Below are 19,269 nucleotides of genomic sequence, written 5' to 3' on the forward strand. Positions count from 1 at the left end.
CCTCAGATTTGCGACTCGAGCCGCTCCTCGATATCGGCATACAGCTTGCCGCCAGCATAGTAACCGCAGATCTTGTCTTCTTCGAGCTTGGTCACCTGCGTGGTCGACTTGGTGGTCGGCACGTTGGCGAAATGTTTGCCATAGATCGAGTGGACATAGACCTTGGGCTTGAGCCAGCCGATACGGGCAAGCTGCATCGGCAGGAGGCGGCGACCGCCACCATGGGCGCCATCCAGTTCCAGTTCGAGATAGCGAACCATCGATTCAGGTTCGTCCACCCACATGTCGACCACCTTGCCGACAACCTCGCCATCGCCCGCAACGACATCCATGCCGCGCGGGTCACGGCCGGCCGAGACCTTGAAATTCTTGAGCGTGGCCATCGGCAGGATCTTGGGATGGCCCCGGCCATCGAGCTCGGGCACGTCCTTGCGCATCACCCACGAGGCCGGGCCGACACCGTCGATCATCGGGTCGCCGGTGGGTTCCAGCGGATAGCCGTTGTTCGGAGTGGTCTTTTTCAGCGGCAGATCGACGTTGCGCGGATCGGTCAGTTCGTTCGGCACGGTCAGATCGCCCTGCCCATGGGGCAGCTTGTAGGTTTTTTTCTCGGGCAGCCAGAACATGCCCTGGTTCGCGGCAGGATTGCCCGCCTCATCTTCGAGGGGATAGCCCTCATGCATGTTCGCACGCTGGAGGTAGAAGACTAGCCCAGCGAAGAACAGCCAGAACGACCAGATCGCCAGAGCGGCCAGATCGAAGGTTCCAAAGAATGCATTGACCATGGGTTCGGTCCTCCGGGTCAGGTTGGGAAGTCGGCCAGCCCGATCTTGGCCGAGGAATCCCTGTTGGGATGGTTGCTATCCTGTGGCCGCACGAGCGGCCCCAAGACAATGAGTGTCACGAAGAGCAGGACGATCTCAATGTGGTAGACCGCCGCGTATCCGGTTGTTGCTGTCTCTAGCCCCTTGCCCAGTTGCCCGGACAGGGCAAAGTGATTCACCACGTCGCGCACAGAGCCGCCGATCGCCACCGACAGGCCCGCCGCGGTGGCCTGCGCCGCGCCCCAGGCGCCCAGCGCCAGGCCGCGGCCGGCGCTGCCCTCGACCGGCAACGACATCGCCGCCGTCAGGGTCGCGACCGCGAACAGGCCCCCGCCGAACCCGATCAGCGCCGCGCCCAGATAGAACAGCGGCGCAAAACCGAACGGCCCGGACAGGATCACCATCGCGAAGGCGGCAATGCCCGACATGATGCCTACCGCGCCCATGCGATAAAGGTTCATGCCCTGTTGCAGCCAGCGCGCGGCCAACGCGAACCCACCCAGAGACCCGGTCGCCCAGGTCGCCGTCAACAGCGTGGTTGCCGCCACCGACAGGCCCAGCACCTCGCCCCCATAGGGTTCCAGCAAAACGTCCTGCATGTTGAAGGCCAACGTGCCCAGCGCGACCACGGCCAACAGGCGCCCGGCCCGGCCGCCACGGACAAAATCGTGCCAGGCATCGCCGAAGCTCGGCGGGCGGGTCGACCTCTCCTGCTTGCTCATGGGGTTCATCGGCTCTTGTTTCCAGAGCGCGACAAGGTTGAGGATCAGTGTCATCGCGGCAGCGCCCTGCACCACCCGAATCAACGTGATCTGGTCGAAATCGCGCAGGAAAAACCCGATCACGATCGCCGAAACGCCCATCCCCACCAGGAACATGACGTAAAGCAGCGCCACCACGCGCGGTCGGTTGTCGTCCGAGGCACGGTCGGACGCCAGCGCAAGGCCGACGGTCTGGGTCATGTGGATACCCAGCCCCGTCATCAGGAAGGCAAGCGCCGCCAGAACCTCGCCCGCCCATGCCGGCCCCAGCGTCTGGTCACCCGACAAAACGATCAGCGCGAATGGCATGATCGCCAACCCGCCCATCTGCCAGAGCGAACCGAACCACATGTAGGGAATACGTTTCCACCCGATGGCAGAGCGGTAATTGTCGGACTTGAATCCCATCAACGCCCGGAACGGCGCGGTCAGGACCGGCAAGGCGATCATCACCGCGACCATCGTCGCGGGGATACCCATTTCCACGATCATGACACGGTTCAACGTCCCAAGTAGCAGAACCGTCGCCATTCCCACGGAAATCTGGAACAGCGACAGCCGCAGCAACTGCGGCAACGGAAAATCCGCTGTCGCGGCATCCGCGAAGGGCATGTAGCGCATGCCAAGCTGTGCCATTTTCCGGGGGCCGATGATCATGGCTCAAGCTCCATCGCCTGGCTGATGTAAAACCCCTTGGCGACCCGCCCGAGAGGACGGAACGCGCCGGTCGCGCCCGCCTTTTTCAGCGCTTTCGCGATCGTCTTTTCGGAATGCGGAATGATGCGGGGCGACCGGTCCGACCGCGGAAACAGCTTGCCGGCGACATGCATCACGGTCAACAGCCTGGTCCTGGGCGCCACCGTAAAGACCACCTTGCAGCGCGTGCGCGCCACCAGCCCGGCAAGCGCCGCCGCGATATCGCCGGCCTTGTAGTGAATCAGGCTGTCCATCGCCATGACATAGTCGAAATTGCCATAGCCTTCCGACAGCATGTCGCCGGCGACGAACGTGATCTGGGCGTGATAACGTTCGGGGATACGCTGTTTGGCGACCTCCAGCAGGCTGGCCGAAATGTCGACGGCCACCACCTCGGCACCGCGCTGAACCAGCTCAAGCGTCATCGGCCCGGCACCGCAACCGGCATCCAGCACGCGGCACCCTGTCAGGTCGTCGGGCAGACGCGACAGCATCTGCGCCCGCATCTGGTCACGCCCCTCACGCACCGTCTGGCGGATACGCGACACCGGCGCATCCGAGGTCAGATGTTCCCACGTCTTGGCGGCGGTGCGACCAAAGTAATGTTCCAGGCGATCCCGGGTCTTGGCGTAGCTGCGGCTCATCAATCAAACCCGAGCAGTTCAAAGATTTCACGGTCAGGCAATGGCGCGGGGGCCAGGGGCTCTGTCCCGTTCCATAGCGTTTCGGCCACCCGTATGTATTCGGCGCGGCACTGCACGATATCCTCGTCGTCGGGCATCTCGAACAGGGTCTTTTTCATCAGGCGCGAGCGCCGGATCGCATCGACCAGCGGCATGTGCGCGATCCGCTTGAACCCGACGCGGTCGCAATACTTGTCGACCTGGTCAGTATCCTCGGAACGGTTGCAGATGCACCCCGCCAGGCGCACGTTGTAGTTCTTCGATTTTGCCTGAACGGCGGCGATGATCCGGTTCATCGCGTAAATGCTGTCGAAATCGTTCGCCGTCACGATCACCGCGCGATCGGCATGTTGCAAGGGCGCGGCAAACCCGCCGCAGACCACGTCGCCCAGCACGTCGAAGATCACCACGTCGGTATCCTCAAGCATGTGGTGCTGTTTCAACAGCTTGACCGTCTGGCCCACGACATATCCGCCACAACCCGTGCCCGCAGGGGGGCCGCCGGCCTCGACGCATTGCACGCCGTTGAATCCCACGGTCACGAAATCCTCGGGGCGCAGTTCCTCGGGGTGAAAATCCACCTCTTTCAGAACGTCGATCACCGTGGGTTGCAGGTGGCCGGTCAGGGTAAAGGTGCTGTCATGCTTGGGGTCGCAGCCGATCTGCAAGACGCGCTTGCCCAGCATGGAAAAGGCCGCCGACAGGTTCGACGAAGTCGTCGACTTGCCGATGCCGCCCTTGCCGTAGACCGAAAAGACCTTGGCCCCCTCGATCTTCATGCTTTCGTCCTGATGGACCTGGACAGAGCCTTCGCCGTCCTCGCCCTTCAGCACCGGTATTTCATCTCTCGGGCTCATGTTCCCTCCTGTCGCGGCTCTACTCGGCCGCGATTCCTTCGAGCCGGTCTTCCAGCTCATCGGCCGCGGCCTGCAGCGCGGCCAGGGTTTCGGCGTCGGGCTGCCAATAGTCCCGGTCGTGCGCTTCAAGTAGGCGGTTGGCCATGCGGGCGGACGCCGCAGGGTTCAGGTTCGCCAGCCGTTTGCGCATCTCTTCGTCCAGGACAAAGGTTTCCGACAACCGTTGATACACCCAAGGCTCCACCTGGCCGGTTGTGGCCGACCATCCCAGGGTGTTGGTGACCTGCGCCTCGATCTGGCGCACGCCTTCGTGCCCGTGTTTCAGCATGCCCTCGAACCATTTCGGGTTCAGGCTGCGCGACCGGGTTTCAAGATCGACCTGCTCTTTCAGCGTCCGTACCTTGCCCTCGCCGCGGTTCTGGTCCCCGATGAAAACGGCAGCCTCGGTCCCCTTGGCGCGTTTGACGGCGCGGGAAATGCCCCCGAGCGTGTCGAAATAGTGGTCGACGGTGGTGACGCCCAGTTCCACGCTTTCGAGGTTCTGATACGCGACATCAACATCCTTGAGCGTCTGTTGCAACAACGCCGGGTTGGCCTTGGACTTGCCGTCGCGGCCATAGGCAAAACTCTTGCGCGCCTCGTAGGCGTCGGCCAGTTCGTCCTCGTCGCCCCAGGCGCCGCTATCGACCAGCGCATTGACGTTGGACCCGTAGGCCCCTTCGGCGTTGGAAAAGACGCGAAGCGCCGCGGTTTCCAGATCGACGCCCATCTTCTCGGCATGGGCCAGGGAATGGGCGCGGATGAAGTTCATTTCCAGCGGCTCATCCTCGGCGCTTGCCGCTTTCCAGGCAGCCTCGGCCAGCATCCGGGTCTGCAACGGCAGCAGGTCGCGGAAAATGCCCGACAGCGTCATCACCACGTCGATGCGCGGGCGGCCGAGATCCTCCAGCGGGATCAGGTCGGCGCCCGACAGGCGGCCATAGCTGTCGAACCGCGGTTTAGCCCCCATCAGCGCCATCGCCTGTGCGATCGGCCCACCGTCGGACTTGATGTTGTCCGACCCCCACAGGACCATCGCGACGGACCGCGGCAGCGTCTCGGCGGCCTCCAGCAGTTTCTGCGCCTGTTTCGTACCCTCTTGCATGGCGAACTGGGTCGGCATGCGGAACGGGTCGAAGGCGTGGATGTTGCGCCCCGTCGGCAGCACCTCGGCCGAGCGGATCAGGTCGCCACCGGGCACGGGCTGGATATAACGGCCCGCAAGCGCACGCATGATCGCGGGCAGTTCGGTGTCCTGTTGCAGCCAGTGATCGACCTTTTCGCGGGTCTCATCATCCACGTCGCACATCACCCGCAGGTGTTCGGCCCGTTCCTGGTCGGTGATCGGGCGGCCGACGACGTGCAGTCCGTCGGGGATCAGCGCGTCCTCGGTTTCCAGGAGTTTCAGCCAGAGCTGTTCGGGCGGGGTGCCGCCCATGTCCACGGCCTCGGCCTGCATGTTGATCAGCTCTTCCAGGTCGGCCTGTTCGAGGCTGCCCGGTTCGGTCTTGCGCCAGCGTGTCAGGCTGTCCTTGAGTTCCTGCAAGCCCTTGTAAAGGCCAGAGGCCGCCAGCGGGGGCGTAAGGTGGGTAATGGTCACGGCATTCGACCGCCGCTTGGCCAGCGTCGCCTCGGACGGGTTGTTCGAGGCATAGAGATAGACATTCGGCATGTCGCCGATCAGCCGGTCCGGCCAGTCGCGAAAGCCCATCCCCGCCTGCTTGCCCGGCATGAATTCCAGGGCCCCGTGCATCCCGTAATGCAACAGCACATCTGCGCGGAACGTGTTCTTGAGCCAAAGGTAAAAGGCGCTGAAGGCATGGGTGGGCGCAAAGCCCTTTTCGAACAGCAACCGCATCGGGTCGCCCTCGTAGCCGAAGGTCGGCTGAACCCCCACGAAAACATTGCCGAATTCATGACCCAAGACGAACACGCCGCGCCCGTCGGAGCGGATCTTGCCGGGCGCAGGACCCCAGACATCTTCGATCTCTTTCAGCCAGGGCGTACCGCGCACGATGTCATCGGCCGAGACATGGGCGCAGACATTTGCCTCTTGGCCGAATTGCTTGGCATTTCCTTCGAGGATGGCGGTGCGCAACTCGTCGACTGTGGCGGGCAGTTCGCCCACCTGGTAGCCCTCTGCCTTCATCCGGTTGAGCGTGTTGAACAGGCTTTCGAACACCGACAGGTAGGCCGCCGTGCCCACCGCGCCCGCATTGGGGGGGAAGCCGAACAGGATCACGCCGACCTTTCGATCGGCCACCTTGGATCGGCGCAGGCGGGCCAGGCGTTCAACCCGCGCGGCCAGAATCGCGACACGTTCCGAACAGGGGGCCATGTCCTTGGATTGGCCGCCCTTGTGGCTGCAATCGACCGGACAGCCCTGGCACCCCTCGGGGCCATGGCGGCCGCCGAAAACACAGGGCGAAATCGCGCCGTCCAGCTCCGGCAGGGCGATCAGCATCGTGGTTTCCACCGGCCCCAGACCGCCCGAGGATTCGCTCCACTGCGCCAGGGTCTGGAATTCCAGGGGATGCGCAGCAACATAGGGAACATCAAGCGCGCTCAATACCTCGACCGCGGCTTCGCTGTCATTATAGGCGGGCCCGCCGATCAGGCTGAACCCGGTCAGCGACAGCATGGCGTCGATGTGAACGCGATCTTCGCCCTTGAAATAGGTGTCGATCGCCGGACGCGCATCCAATCCACCGGCAAAGGCCGGGATCACGCGGATATTGCGTTCTTCCAGTGCCCTGATCACCGCGTCGTAATGCGCGGTATCCGAAGCCAGGATATAGGATCGCATCATCACGATGCCCACCGTCGCCACCGGTTCGGCCGGCGCCGGAAGCTCTGTCACCTCGGTCGCAATGCCATGGGGCAGGTCGGGATGGTAAAGCCCCACCTCGGGATATTCGACCGGCGCCTCGGATTTTGCCCCGCGCCATGCCTTTTCGTGGGCATAGCGCGACACGAGAAACCGCACCATCTGCTCGACATTGTCATCCGAGCCGCCCAGCCAATACTGCATGGTCATGAACCACGCGCGCAGATCCTGCGCCTTTCCGGGCACGTATTTCAGCATCTTGGGCAGGCGGCGCAGCATCGCCATCTGCTTTTCGCCGCCATTGCGGGGCTGTTTGTCATCGCCAGAGCCGCGCAGTTTTTTCAACAGCTTCATCGGGCCCGAGGCGGGTTTCATCATGTCCAGTTCGCCCATACGGGTAAGTTGGACGATCTGCTTGTCCGCGATCACGCCGATCATCGCATCGCAATGATCACGCCGCGCCTGCAACTCTGGCAGGATGGCGGTGATATGTTCCTCGATGAACAGAAGGTTGGCGATGATGATGTCGCCATGGCGAACATCGTCCTTGGCCATGGCCAGGGCCTCGGGGTTTTCCGCCCAGGTGGCCGCGGCGTGGACCGACACCTGCAATCCGGGGAAATCGTCGGCCAGCCGTTCCGTCACACGCTCGGCTGGGCCAGCGGAATGGGAATCCAGCGTGACAATGACGACACGGTAGCCGGGGACATCACGGTTATCGCGCATAGTGGGCCTTTGCCTCATACAAGGTTTCGACGCTGATCTCGTGCACGCCCTTTTCGAGCGCGAATTTCTCGGTGTTCCGCTTGGCTTTGCCGCGAACGAAGAAGGGGATCTTCTTCAATTCCTTCTCGGCATCGGTCAGCCAGACGATATCGCCCTCGGCCGGGGCCTGCGCGGCGACGGGCTGGGCGGTTTGGGGTTCCGGCGCGGGGGCATCCATGTCGCGCAGCTTGGCCGCGCCGCCATGGTGCGAGGCGCCGGCCTCGTCGTGGAATTCGAAATCCTCGCGGAACATGTGCAGCAGGTGTTCCTCCAGCCCCATCACCAGCGGGTGCACCAGCGTGTCGAAGATCACGTTGGCACCCTCCCAGCCCATGACGGGCGAGTAGCGGGCGGGGAAGTCCTGCACATGGACCGGCGCCGAGATCACGGCGCAGGGGATGCCCAGACGCTTGCCGATGTGACGCTCCATCTGGGTGCCCAGGATCATCTCGGGCGCCAGATCCTCGATGGTCTTCTCGACCTCAAGGTAATCATCGGTGATCAGCGCCTCGACGCCGTAGTCCTTGGCCAGGGCCCGGATATCGCGGGCAAATTCGCGGTTGTAGCAGCCAAGCCCGACCACCTCGAAACCCATCTCGTCGCGGGCCATGCGGGCCATGCATTTCACATGGGTCGCGTCGCCGAACAGGAACACGCGCTTGCCGGTCAGGTAGGTGGAGTCGACCGATTTCGAATACCACGGCATCCGCAGGCGGCTATCGTCGGCCTTGGGCTCCACCCCTGCGATCTGCGCCACTTCTTTGATGAAATCGCGGGTCGCGCCGACGCCGATCGGCACCGTTTTCGTGTAGGGCTGGCCCAGGTTGCGTTCCATCCAGCGCGCCGCGGCCTCGGCATGTTCGGGATACATCAGCACGTTGAAATGGGCCTGGCCCATCTGCGTGATGTCTTGCGGCGTGGCCCCCATGGGCGCGACCACGTTGACGCTGATCCCCATTTCCTCCAGCAGGGCGGTCACCTCGACGATGTCGTCGCGGTGGCGGAAGCCCAGGCCGGTGGGGCCGATCAGGTTGGCCGACACATGGGCGGTGCGGTCCATCGGCCCCGCCAGACGCTTGACGATCTGGAAGAAGGTTTCATCCGTGCCGAAATTCTCTTTCCGCTGATAGCTGGGCAGTTCCAGCGGGATGATCGGGATGCCCAGGTCCATGGTCGCGGCCATGCCCTCGGGGTCGTCCTGGATCAGTTCGGCCGTGCAGGAGGAACCGACGATCATCGCCTGCGGCTTGAACCGTTCATGCGCATCGTGCAGCGCGGTCTTGAACAGGTTCGCCGTATCCGCGCCCAGGTCGCGGGCCTGGAAGGTGGTGTAGCTGACCGGCGGGCGGTGGTTGCGCCGCTCGATCATGGTGAACAGCAGGTCGGCATAGGTGTCGCCCTGCGGCGCGTGCAGCACGTAGTGCAGACCCTTCATGCCCGTGGCGACGCGCATCGCGCCCACATGCGGCGGGCCCTCGTAGGTCCAGACGGTCAGCTTCATGCCGCGCCCTCCAGATCGGACAGGATGTCCCGGCGGCGCAGCGGCCGGGCGAACAGCCCCGCCAGATCGCCCGCCTGTTCGTACAGATGAACCGGGGTAAAGACCAACTCGATCGCCCATTTCGTCGACAGGCCGTCGGCCTCCAGCGGGTTGGCCAGGCCAAGCCCGCAAACGGTCAGGTCGGGCCGCGCGGCGTGGCAGCGGTCCAGTTGCAGATCCACGTCCTGCCCTTCAGAGATCACCGGCCCCTCGGCCAGCAGGTCCAGGTCGGGGCCGACGATCTGCTTGTTGATGAAGGGCGCGCCGACCTCGACCGCCTTCATCCCGCATTCGCGGGTCAGAAAGCGCGCCAGCGGGATTTCCAGCTGGCTGTCGGGGAAGAAGAAGATCGACTTGCCGTCCAGCGTTTCCTTCGCCGCGGCAATCGCCTTGCGCGCGCGGGCGCGCGGCGCATCGGTGACCTTGGCAAAGGTTTCGGCCGGGACGCCGAATTCCTGCGCGATGGTCCACAGCCAGGCGGTCGTGCCCTCCTCGCCAAACGGGAAGGGCGCGGACAGGATCTTTGCCCCGCGCCGTTCCAGCAGCGCGGCGGTCTCGTTCAGGAAGGGCTGGGTCAGGGCAACCACGGTGTTCGCCCCCACCCCCGGCGTTTCCGCGGCGCGGTGGGCGGGCAGGCAGCGGATCGGCTCGATCCCCATGGCGCTCAGCAGCGACACCGCCTGATCCTCGACCACATCGGGCAGCGCACCGGCCAGCAGAAGCTGCCGCTCCTCCGTGTCGGGCAGGGTCGGCACCATCGTGGCCAGGCAGGCATCCTCGCCCTCGGTGAAGGTCGTCTCGATCCCGCTGCCGGAATAGTTCATCACCCGCACATGCGGCGCGTGCCGTTCGGTCAACCGTTCGGCGGCACGGTGCAGGTCCAGCTTGATCACCTCGGACGGGCAGGACCCGACCAGGAACAGCTGCTTGATATCAGGGCGGCGCGACAGCAGGCGATCAACCTCACGGTCGAGTTCCGCATTCGCGTCGGCCAGCCCCGCCAGATCCTTTTCCTCAAGGATCGCGGTGCCGAAGCGCGGCTCGGCAAAGATCATCACGCCTGCGGCCGATTGCAGCAGATGCGCACAGGTGCGCGAGCCCACGACCAGAAAGAACGCATCCTGCATCTTGCGATGCAGCCAGATGATGCCGGTCAGGCCGCAGAAAACCTCGCGCTGACCGCGTTCTTTCAACACGGGCGCGTTGCGGCAGCCCGCGGCCGGGGGCTGGGGGGTGAAATCGGTCATGCGATTGCCTCGGCCTGGCCCTGAAGGCGGGCCATGCGCAGTTTCCAGATGAACTGGGCGGCGTTTACGACGTAGGCGGCATAAGCTGCCAGCGCGATGAACATCTGCCCGGTCGGGCCAACATTGCCGGTGAACAGCGCCCATATGTAGAGCGTGTGCAAGAAGATCACCAGCATCGAGAACACGTCCTCCCAAAAGAAGGCGGGCGCGAACAGGTACTTGCCGAACACGACCTTTTCCCAGATCGCGCCGGTGATCATGATCGTATACAGAACCAGCGTCTTGATCACGACAGAGATGGTCGCGGCGGTGTATCCCGCATCGGTCAGCAGATAGCGGACGACAAGCGCCAGAGACACGAGGAACACCAGGAATTGCAGCGGCGCCAGAACGCCCTGGACAACGGTCCAGACGGTTTCATCGCGGCGCCGGCGCTCCTCCGGCGTATAGAGCTGGTACACCTTCTTGGCGTGCCCGGTCTTGTCCGACATCCTCCGACTCCCTGACAGGCGGTGGCGGGGGAACGTTAGCCCCGCGCGGCAGAAAGTGTCAATTGTAATTTACACTCTTTGCGTCTACACTTGACGCGGAACGAGGAATTGGCCTGGCGGCAAGATGCCTGGAAAAGTCACGTATTTCAATGGACTTGGGGCGTTAAATCTTGATTCCTCGCGGCATGGGGGCGGTCAAGTGTCAATCGGCTTTGACAACGTGGAACAGGGTGTCGACCGGGTGCGGCAAAGCGCGCCGCGAATCCGCGCCGCCTGTGGGGCCGCCTGTGGGAACGGGGTGCGCGATGGCTGATCAACACCGCCGCCTCGCCGCAGAGAACGCCCCCGCGCATCACGACGAGGTCGAGTCGCTGGCAAGCCAGGTTCTGTCGGCGCTGGCCCATCGGTCGGGCCTGTGCGCGCAGACGGTGGACGAGGACGTGCTGTCGCATTTCTGCGCCGATCTGCTGCGCGGGGGCAAATCGATCCGCACCGACTCTGTCTCGGACCTGCGCCGGCGCGGCCTGAACGCGGGCACCATCCTGGAATGTTACATCCCCGCTGCCGCCCGCGAACTAGGCGAGCGCTGGTCGCGCGACGAACTCAGCTTTGCCGATGTCACCATCGGCACCGCCCGGCTTCAGGCGATGCTGCGCGAGATGGGCGAGCCATGGGGCGTCGACTGTATGCAGGGGCGCGAAACACCCAACATCATGCTGATCGTGCCGATCGAGGAATTTCACACCCTGGGCGGCATGACCGCCGCCAGCCAGTTGCGACGCCTGGGCCTGTCGGTCTGCCTGTGTGTGGGACAGACCGAAGAGGAAATCCTGCAAAAGGTGGCAACGCGGCAATTCGACATGATTGCGCTGTCGCTGTCGTGCCGGCAAAAGATCATCGGCGCACGGGCCCTGATCGACAACATGCGCAAGGTGGCGCCCGGCCCGGTACCAATCGTCATCGGCGGGCGCGTGGTCGATGGCACACAAGATCTGTGCGCCCTGACAGGGGCGGATCACGCGACATCCGATCCGAAAGAGGCGCTCAGGCTGTGTGGCCTGCAAGCGCCCGTGCAAACTGCGCCCGACGGCGCGGTACGAGGTTGAACCATGAACGGGCGGCCGGCCAGGCCGGGGAGCAGACGGTGACGTCACGGGGCACGAAATACTGGAGCAGCGGCGCCATACCGCTGATCGCCCCCGAGATGCTGGGCGAGATCATTGCCACGGCTGCCGACCTGTCGCTGGTGATCACCCGGGAGGGCAAGATCCTCTCGGCTCTCGTCAACCGCACCCACCGTGCCTTTGGTCAGCTTGACCACTGGGAAGGGCAGAATATCCGCGACATCCTGACCGAGGACAGCCGCCCGAAGCTTGAGGCCCGGCTCGAACTGCTGGCCGGTGGCGGCGATAGCGACCGGCTGGTCGAGTTGAACCATGCCGAGGGCGAAGGCTGGGATTTCCCCGTGCGCTATTCCTTCCATCGCATCGGCCCCGACGAAAGCGTTCTGCTGATGCTGGGCCGCGACCTGCGCCCCATCGCCGAGATGCAGATGCAACTGATCGAGGCGCAGATGGCGCTGGAACGGGATTATGAAACCCAGCGCGAATACGACACCCGCTATCGCGTTCTGACCGAGGCCACGCGCGATGCCTTTCTCTTTGTCGGGGCGAAATCGGGCCGGGTCGTCGATGCCAACCCGGTGGCGTGCGAGTTACTGGGCCTGGGGCGCAATGACCTGATCGGCAGCTCTCTTGTCCAGGAATTCGAGGGCCGCCGCCGCGCCGAATTCATGGAGGCCCTGACCCGCGCCGCCACGGATGACGAAGCCCGGCCACTTGACCTGGAAACCCGCCGCACCGGGCAGGCCGTTCGCCTGACCGCCATTGCCTTTCGCGCCGCGGGCGAGCGGCTGGTGCTGTGCCGCCTGGATCCTGTCGCAACCGCCGTGCAGACGGATGACGAGATGACCGGCGGTCTCAAGGCGATGTATCATCACGGCGTGGACGCGATCGTGTTCACCGACCGCGACGGCGTGATCCTGTCGGCCAATGAAAGTTTCCTGGGCCTGACGGATTCCTCTCAGCTTTCAACGGTCAAGGGCCGCTCGCTGGGCGATTTCCTGGTACGGGGAAGCGTCGATCTGCGGGTCTTGGTGGAAAACGCCACGCGCACCGGGCAGATGCGGATGTTCGCCACGAAACTCTCGGGTGAATATGGCGCGCAGGTCTCGGTCGAAATATCGGCGACCTACCTCGCCGACCAGGCCAGCCCCGCCATCGTCTTTATCATCCGTGATGCCAGCCGGATGGAGGTCGTGCGCAAGCCCGGCGTTGCCGTGTCCGACGATGCGATGCGGTCGGTGATGGAACTGGTCGGTTCGGCCACGCTGAAGGATATCGTCGCCGAAACCACCGACGTGGTGGAAAAGATGTGCATCGAAACGGCGGTGGAACTGACGCGAAACAACCGCGTCGCCGCCGCCGAGATGCTGGGGCTGTCGCGCCAGAGCCTTTACGTGAAACTGCGCAAATACGGCCTTCTGGCCCGAGACGGTGCCGACCATTGAACCCGGCCCAAGGATATCAAGCCCCCCAAGGGGCATGGAGATCGTGCGAAAGACATGACTGACATCCCGCAACCCCAGACCCGACGTTTTCCCGAACCGGCCGCGATGCTGACGGTTCTGCACCCGGTCACGTGGTTCCCGCCGATGTGGGCCTATCTGTGCGGCACCGTTTCCTCGGGCGTCTCGCCCCTGGAAAAGCCGGGGCTGGTGATCCTGGGCATCGTGCTGGCCGGTCCGGTGGTCTGCGGGATGAGCCAGGCCGCCAATGACTGGTGCGACCGCCATGTCGACGCGATCAACGAACCCGACCGCCCGATCCCCTCGGGGCGCATCCCGGGGCGGTGGGGGCTTTACCAGGCGCTGTTCATGTCGGTGCTGGCGCTGTTGATCGGCTGGCAACTGGGCCCCTGGGGATTCGTCGCAACGATCCTGGGCGTCGCCGCGGCCTGGGCCTATTCGGCTGAACCGGTCCGGCTAAAGAAATCGGGCTGGTGGGGGCCGGGCCTGGTGGGCCTGTCCTATGAAACGCTGCCCTGGTTTACCGGTGCGGCGGTGCTGAGTGCCGGTGCGCCCTCGATCTACGTCGTCATCATCGCGCTGCTCTATGGCATCGGCGCGCACGGCATCATGACGCTCAACGATTTCAAGGCGCTGGAGGGCGACCGCGCAACAGGGGTGAATTCGCTGCCCGTGACGCTCGGCCCCGAAAAGGCAGCCTGGGTGGCCAGTATCGTGATGACCGTGCCGCAGGTTGTCGTGATCGCGCTGCTGTGGCTCTGGGATCGTCCGTTCCATGCCGCGGGCGTAACCGCCGTGCTGCTGGTGCAGTTCTGGGCCATGTCGGTGATGATGAAAGACCCCAAGGGCAAGGCGCCCTGGTATAACGGGGTCGGCGTCGTCCTTTACGTGTCGGGCATGATGATCTCGGCCTTTGCGATCCGCAGCCTGGGGGTCGGCGCATGACGCTAAGCTGGCTTCAGATCGTCCGGCTGGGTCTGGTGCAGATGTGCCTGGGCGCCATCGTGGTGCTGACGACCTCGACGCTGAACCGGCTGATGGTGGTGGAATACGCCCTGCCCGCCGTGCTGCCCGGCTTGCTGGTGGCGTTTCATTACGGAATCCAGATTACACGGCCCAGTTGGGGCTTCATGTCCGACACCAAGGGCCAGCGCACGCGTTTCATCATCGCTGGCATGATCATCCTTGCGCTGGGGGGCTATGGCGCGGCAGCGGGCGTTTTGTTGTTCGGGACGAGTTTCTGGGCGGGCCTGGCGCTGTCGATCCTGGCCTACGGGCTGATCGGGTTGGGTGTCGCGGCCTCTGGCACCTCGCTCTTGGCGCTGCTGGCGACCGCGACCGCGCCCGAACGGCGTGGCGCGGCGGCCACGATCACCTGGCTGATGATGATCGCGGGCATTGCGATCACCGCAGGTACGGTGGGCGCGTTTCTTGACCCCTATACCCCTGCCCTGCTGATGAAGATCGTGGCCATCGTCACCGGCGGCGCGGTGGTTCTGACCGCGCTGGCCGTCTGGGGGATCGAACGGCGCGTCGTCGCGCAGCGCGAGCCCGACGAGATGCCCTTTCTCGACGGCTTTCGCGAGGTCTGGGCCGAACGGCGCGCGCGCATCTTTACCCTGTTCGTGTTCCTGTCGATGTCGGCCTATTTCATGCAGGAACTCATCCTCGAACCCTATTCGGGCCTCGTCTTTGGCTATACGCCGGGACAATCGACACAGCTTTCGGGCGCGCAGAACGGCGGCGTGTTCCTCGGCATGGTGCTGGTGGGCGTCAGCACCTCGGTCCTGCGCTTCGGCTCGCTGCGCAACTGGGTGATCGCGGGATGCCTGGGCTCTGCCGCGGCGCTGGGGCTGGTGGCGAGCCTGGGCAATCTGGATGCCGGCCTGCCGCTGATGCCGGCGGTTGTCGTGATGGGCTTTTTCAACGGGATGTTCGCGGTCGCCGCGATCGGCACGATGATGGCGCTGGCCGGCGAAGGGCGCGACGCCCGCGAAGGCACGCGCATGGGCCTGTGGGGCGCGGCGCAGGCGATTGCCGCGGGGTTCGGCGGGCTGTTGGGCGCAGCCGCCGTCGATGGCTTGCGCCAGATCATGGAAGATGCCCCCGCCTTCGGGTTGGTATTCATGACCGAAGCGGTCCTTTTCGTGCTGTCCGCATGGATGGCGCTGAGGATCATAGATTCGAACAAACCCTCAACGGAAAACGCGGGCCTTGTGCCAGGGGAGTGATGCAAATGATCTATGACGTTGTCGTTGTCGGAGGTGGCCCGGCCGGGGCCACGGCGGCCGAGGACCTGGCCCGGTCGGGCAAGAACGTGGCCCTGTTGGACCGCGAGGGACGAATCAAGCCCTGCGGCGGCGCGATCCCGCCGCGCCTGATGCGCGATTTCGACATCCAGGACGCGCAGCTTGTCGCCAAGGTGGATACCGCCCGCATGATCTCGCCCTCGGGCCGCTATGTCGACATCCCGATCGAGAACGGGTTCGTCGGCATGGTAGACCGCAAGGATTTCGACCCTTTCCTGCGCGACCGCGCGGAAAAGGCTGGCGCGCACCGACACACCGGCACCTTCCTGCGGGTCGAGCGGGAAGAGGAAAAGACCTTTCTCGTCTACCGAGACAAGCAAAGCCGCGATGAGGTGCGGTTGCAGACGAAATTCATCATCGGGGCCGATGGGGCGCGGTCGGATGTCGCCCGCGCCGAGGTGCCCGGCGGCGACAAGATCCCTTACGTGATCGCCTATCACGAGATCATCGACGCGCCGATGGCGGTCGGTAACTACCAGCCCAACCGCTGCGACGTGATCTATGACGGCCGGATCAGCCCCGATTTCTATGGCTGGGTGTTCCCGCATGGGCATACCTGTTCAGTGGGCATGGGCACCGGCGTCGACGGGTTCGACCTGAAACAGGCCACCGCCGATCTGCGCAAGATGTCGGGGCTTGACCAGGCCGAAACGATCCGCAAGGAGGGCGCGCCGATCCCGCTGCGGCCGATGGACCGCTGGGACAACGGGCGCGACGTGGTCGTGGTGGGCGATGCCGCGGGCACCGTGGCACCGTCCTCGGGCGAGGGTATCTATTATGCAATGTATGGCGGGCGGATCGGCGCGATGGCGGTGTCGGCGGCGCTGGCCTCGGGGCGGGCGTCGGACCTGAAACTCGCCCGCGCGCAATTCATGAAGGATCACAAGATGACCTTCCGCGCGCTGCAAAGCATGCAGGACGCCTATTACCACAGCGACGTGCGCCGCGAACGTTTCGTGTCACTGTGCCACGATGTCGACGTGCAGAAACTGACCTTTGAATCCTACATGAACAAGAAGCTGACGAAAAAGCGGCCGTTGGCACATCTCAAGATCGGCATCAAGAACGTCGCCCACCTGACCGGCCTGGTGCGGCCCGAATTCGTATGACCGAGATGATCCCGGCCTGGGTGAACGGCGAACTGACCCCCGTGGAAAAGCTGGAGGCCCATCAAAAGGGCCTGCGGCACAAGGCGATTTCCGTTTTCGTGATGGATGGCGACCGGGTGCTGATACAACGCCGGGCACTGGGCAAGTATCACACGCCCGGATTCTGGGCGAATACCTGCTGCACCCATCCGGCATTCGGGGAATCGTCCGAGGATTGCGCGCGGCGGCGGCTGAAAGAGGAACTGGGCATTTCCGGCCTGGACCTCGATTTCCGCGAAACGGTGGAATACCGCGCCGATGTGGGCGGCGGGCTGATCGAACACGAGGTCGTCGATATCTTTGTTGCGCCGGCGACATCTTCCCTGTCATGGGATCTGAACCCGGAGGAGGTGATGGAGGTGCGCTGGGTCTCCCTGCCCGATCTTGCCCGCGAGGTGCAGGCCCGGCCCGAGGCGTTCACCCCCTGGCTAAGGATCTACCTCGACAAGCACGCCGAGAGCATTTTCGGGGACCTGTCCCCGGCCTGATCTTGCGCGCGCCTGCGTAGTTTGCATGGACAGGGCCCGGTGCCGATGCACCGGGCCCTGTCGGTTCATGACTGTCCGTTCAGGCGGGTTTCGCGAAATGCCCCGGCGCAACGCCCAATGCGGTCAACGCGGTATCGGCAAGGTCGGCCACGGTCAGGCCGGCCTCGGCATACATCGCGTCAGGGCTGGCCTGTTCGATGAACATGTCGGGCAGTGTCATGGTCCGGATTGCACAGCCGTTGTCCAGCCGCCCGGTCCGGGCCAGCCAATGCAACACCATGGCGCCGAATCCACCCTCTGCGCCATGTTCGACGGTCACCACGGCAGCGTGGTTGTCCACAAGTTGCGCGATCAGGTCAGTGTCCATCGGCTTGGCAAAGCGGGCATCGGCCACGGTAACGGAAATGCCCCGCGCCTCTAGCGCCTCGGCAGCCTTAAGCGCATCGGCCAATGCCGGGCCCAAGGTCAGAAAGGCCAGTTGCGTACCCTGTTTCACCACGCGGCCCTTGCCGATTTCCAGGATGCGCCCGCGTTCCGGCATCTCGGCCCCGACACCCTCGCCGCGGGGATAGCGAAAGGCGATCGGCCCCTCGTCATAGGCCGCCGCGGTGGCAACCATATCGACCAGTTCGGCCTCGTCGCTTGCCGCCATGACGGTCATGCCAGGCAGGTTCGACAGGAACGCCACGTCAAAAGCCCCTGCATGGGTCGACCCGTCCGCGCCCACCAGTCCGGCCCGGTCGATGGCGAATCGTACCGGCAGATTTTGCAACACCACGTCATGCACGATCTGGTCATACCCGCGTTGCAGGAAGGTCGAATAGATGGCGCAAAACGGCCGCAACCCCGCCGCCGCCATGCCCGCGGCAAAGGTCACGGCGTGCTGTTCGGCGATCCCGACGTCGAACACGCGCTGCGGGAAACGATTTTGCAAGATATCCAGCCCGGTCCCCGACGGCATCGCCGCGGTGATCGCCACGATTCGCGAATCGCGGGCGGCCTCGTCGGTCAGCGTCTTGCCGAAGACCGAGGTATAAGAGGGGGCGTTGCTCTTGCTTTTCTTCTGGGTGCCGGAATCGACATCGAATTTCGACACGCCGTGATACTTGTCGGCGGCGATCTCGGCGGGCTTGTAGCCCTTTCCCTTGACCGTGCAGACATGGATAAGCACCGGCCCAGAGGCACGTGCCCGCGCCGCGCGCAGCACGGTCAGCAACTGCCCCATGTCGTGCCCGTCAATCGGCCCAATATAGTCGAAGCCCAATTCCTCGAACAGCGTGCCACCACCGGGAAACCCGGTGACCAATTGCCGGGCGCGGCGCGCACCCTCGCGGATGGGGCCGGGCAGCGCGGCCTCGAACCCCTCGGCCACGTCCTTGAGTTTGCCCAGGGGGGTGCCCGCGTAAAGACCCGAAAGATATTTCGACATCGCGCCAACCGGCGGCGCGATCGACATCTCGTTATCGTTCAGGATAACGAACATCCGCTTGCCCAGATGGCCGGCATGATTGAGCGCCTCGTAGGCCATGCCCGCACTGATCGACCCGTCGCCGATCACCGCGATGGCGTCGCCCGTGGGCTGTCCCATGTCGCGACCTATGGCAAACCCGACCGCCGCCGAGATCGAGGTCGAGCTGTGCCCGGCGCCAAAGGCGTCGTATTCGCTCTCGGTCCGTTTGCAGAACCCGGCCAGCCCACCGCCCTGGCGCAGCGTATGCATCCGGTCACGCCGCCCGGTCAGGATCTTGTGCGGATAGGATTGGTGGCTGACATCCCAGATCAGCTTGTCAAACGGCGTGTTGAACACCGCGTGCAGCGCGACCGTCAGTTCCACAACGCCCAGCGACGACCCGAGGTGGCCGCCGGTTTGCGATACGTTGGAAATCACCTCGTGGCGCACGTCGCGGGCAAGCTGCACCAGCTCTCCCTGGCTCATGCCCCTGAGGTCTGCCGGGCCCGCGACCCGATCCAGTGTGGGGGTCAACGGCTTGGTCATCTCGTTGTCTC

The 19,269-nt window shown here is 64.3% G+C and carries 15 protein-coding genes; 6 read left to right on the top strand and 9 right to left on the bottom strand.

Annotated features, from left to right (window positions below):
• Nucleotides 1-2: 2 nt before the first annotated feature.
• The 8 genes from puhA to bchF are packed head-to-tail and all read right to left on the bottom strand — an operon-like array spanning nt 3 to nt 10,730.
• Nucleotides 3-785 carry a photosynthetic reaction center subunit H gene (gene puhA, locus EV663_RS12355; protein WP_132952297.1) on the bottom strand — a complete coding sequence of 261 codons (783 nt, stop codon included), beginning with the start codon at nt 783-785 and terminating at the stop codon, nt 3-5.
• Nucleotides 786-802: 17 nt separating this feature from the next.
• On the bottom strand, nt 803-2,242 hold the full coding sequence (locus EV663_RS12360; RefSeq protein ID WP_132952299.1) for a PucC family protein: 1,440 nt from the start codon (nt 2,240-2,242) through the stop codon (nt 803-805).
• Nucleotides 2,239-2,925 (bottom strand): magnesium protoporphyrin IX methyltransferase, encoded by a 687-nt coding sequence (gene bchM, locus EV663_RS12365; RefSeq protein WP_132952302.1) that lies wholly within the window; start codon nt 2,923-2,925, stop codon nt 2,239-2,241. Before bchM ends, EV663_RS12360 begins: the two co-directional genes overlap by 4 nt.
• Entirely contained in the window at nt 2,925-3,821 is an 897-nt protein-coding gene (bchL, locus tag EV663_RS12370; RefSeq protein ID WP_132952304.1) for a ferredoxin:protochlorophyllide reductase (ATP-dependent) iron-sulfur ATP-binding protein, read from the bottom strand. The genes bchM and bchL overlap by 1 nt, the downstream gene beginning before the upstream one ends.
• 19 nt (nt 3,822-3,840) lie before the next feature.
• Entirely contained in the window at nt 3,841-7,413 is a 3,573-nt protein-coding gene (locus EV663_RS12375; RefSeq protein ID WP_132952306.1) for a magnesium chelatase subunit H, read from the bottom strand.
• Nucleotides 7,403-8,953 (bottom strand): ferredoxin:protochlorophyllide reductase (ATP-dependent) subunit B, encoded by a 1,551-nt coding sequence (gene bchB / locus EV663_RS12380; RefSeq protein ID WP_132952308.1) that lies wholly within the window; start codon nt 8,951-8,953, stop codon nt 7,403-7,405. Before bchB ends, EV663_RS12375 begins: the two co-directional genes overlap by 11 nt.
• A complete protein-coding gene (locus EV663_RS12385; protein WP_132952310.1) occupies nt 8,950-10,239 on the bottom strand; it encodes a ferredoxin:protochlorophyllide reductase (ATP-dependent) subunit N in 1,290 nt (429 codons plus the stop codon). The genes bchB and EV663_RS12385 overlap by 4 nt, the downstream gene beginning before the upstream one ends.
• Nucleotides 10,236-10,730, bottom strand: coding sequence for a 2-vinyl bacteriochlorophyllide hydratase (gene bchF / locus EV663_RS12390; RefSeq protein ID WP_132952312.1), 495 nt, complete (start codon nt 10,728-10,730; stop codon nt 10,236-10,238). The genes EV663_RS12385 and bchF overlap by 4 nt, the downstream gene beginning before the upstream one ends.
• Before the next feature lie 305 nt (nt 10,731-11,035).
• On the opposite strand from bchF, the gene EV663_RS12395 reads away from it, so the two are divergent.
• The 6 genes from EV663_RS12395 to idi are packed head-to-tail and all read left to right on the top strand — an operon-like array spanning nt 11,036 to nt 17,262.
• Nucleotides 11,036-11,836 carry a cobalamin B12-binding domain-containing protein gene (locus EV663_RS12395; protein WP_165910193.1) on the top strand — a complete coding sequence of 267 codons (801 nt, stop codon included), beginning with the start codon at nt 11,036-11,038 and terminating at the stop codon, nt 11,834-11,836.
• Between the two features lie 38 nt (nt 11,837-11,874).
• Nucleotides 11,875-13,299, top strand: a complete 1,425-nt coding sequence (ppsR, locus tag EV663_RS12400; RefSeq protein ID WP_132952315.1) for a transcriptional regulator PpsR — start codon at nt 11,875-11,877, stop codon at nt 13,297-13,299.
• 54 nt (nt 13,300-13,353) lie between these two features.
• The gene (gene chlG / locus EV663_RS12405) at nt 13,354-14,262 is read left to right on the top strand and encodes a chlorophyll synthase ChlG (protein WP_132952317.1); all 909 of its coding nucleotides are present in this window, start codon (nt 13,354-13,356) and stop codon (nt 14,260-14,262) included.
• Nucleotides 14,259-15,548: a BCD family MFS transporter gene (locus EV663_RS12410; protein ID WP_132952319.1), complete on the top strand. Its 1,290-nt coding sequence runs from the start codon at nt 14,259-14,261 to the stop codon at nt 15,546-15,548. Before chlG ends, EV663_RS12410 begins: the two co-directional genes overlap by 4 nt.
• Nucleotides 15,549-15,553: 5 nt before the next feature.
• Nucleotides 15,554-16,735: a geranylgeranyl diphosphate reductase gene (locus tag EV663_RS12415; RefSeq protein ID WP_132952321.1), complete on the top strand. Its 1,182-nt coding sequence runs from the start codon at nt 15,554-15,556 to the stop codon at nt 16,733-16,735.
• Nucleotides 16,732-17,262: an isopentenyl-diphosphate Delta-isomerase gene (gene idi / locus EV663_RS12420; RefSeq protein ID WP_132952323.1), complete on the top strand. Its 531-nt coding sequence runs from the start codon at nt 16,732-16,734 to the stop codon at nt 17,260-17,262. Before EV663_RS12415 ends, idi begins: the two co-directional genes overlap by 4 nt.
• Nucleotides 17,263-17,341: 79 nt before the next feature.
• Here the strand turns inward: idi and dxs are convergent, their stop codons facing one another.
• On the bottom strand, nt 17,342-19,258 hold the full coding sequence (dxs, locus tag EV663_RS12425; protein ID WP_132952325.1) for a 1-deoxy-D-xylulose-5-phosphate synthase: 1,917 nt from the start codon (nt 19,256-19,258) through the stop codon (nt 17,342-17,344).
• Nucleotides 19,259-19,269: the final 11 nt, after the last annotated feature.

Source organism: Rhodovulum bhavnagarense, assembly GCF_004343505.1.
GTDB lineage: Bacteria > Pseudomonadota > Alphaproteobacteria > Rhodobacterales > Rhodobacteraceae > Rhodovulum > Rhodovulum bhavnagarense.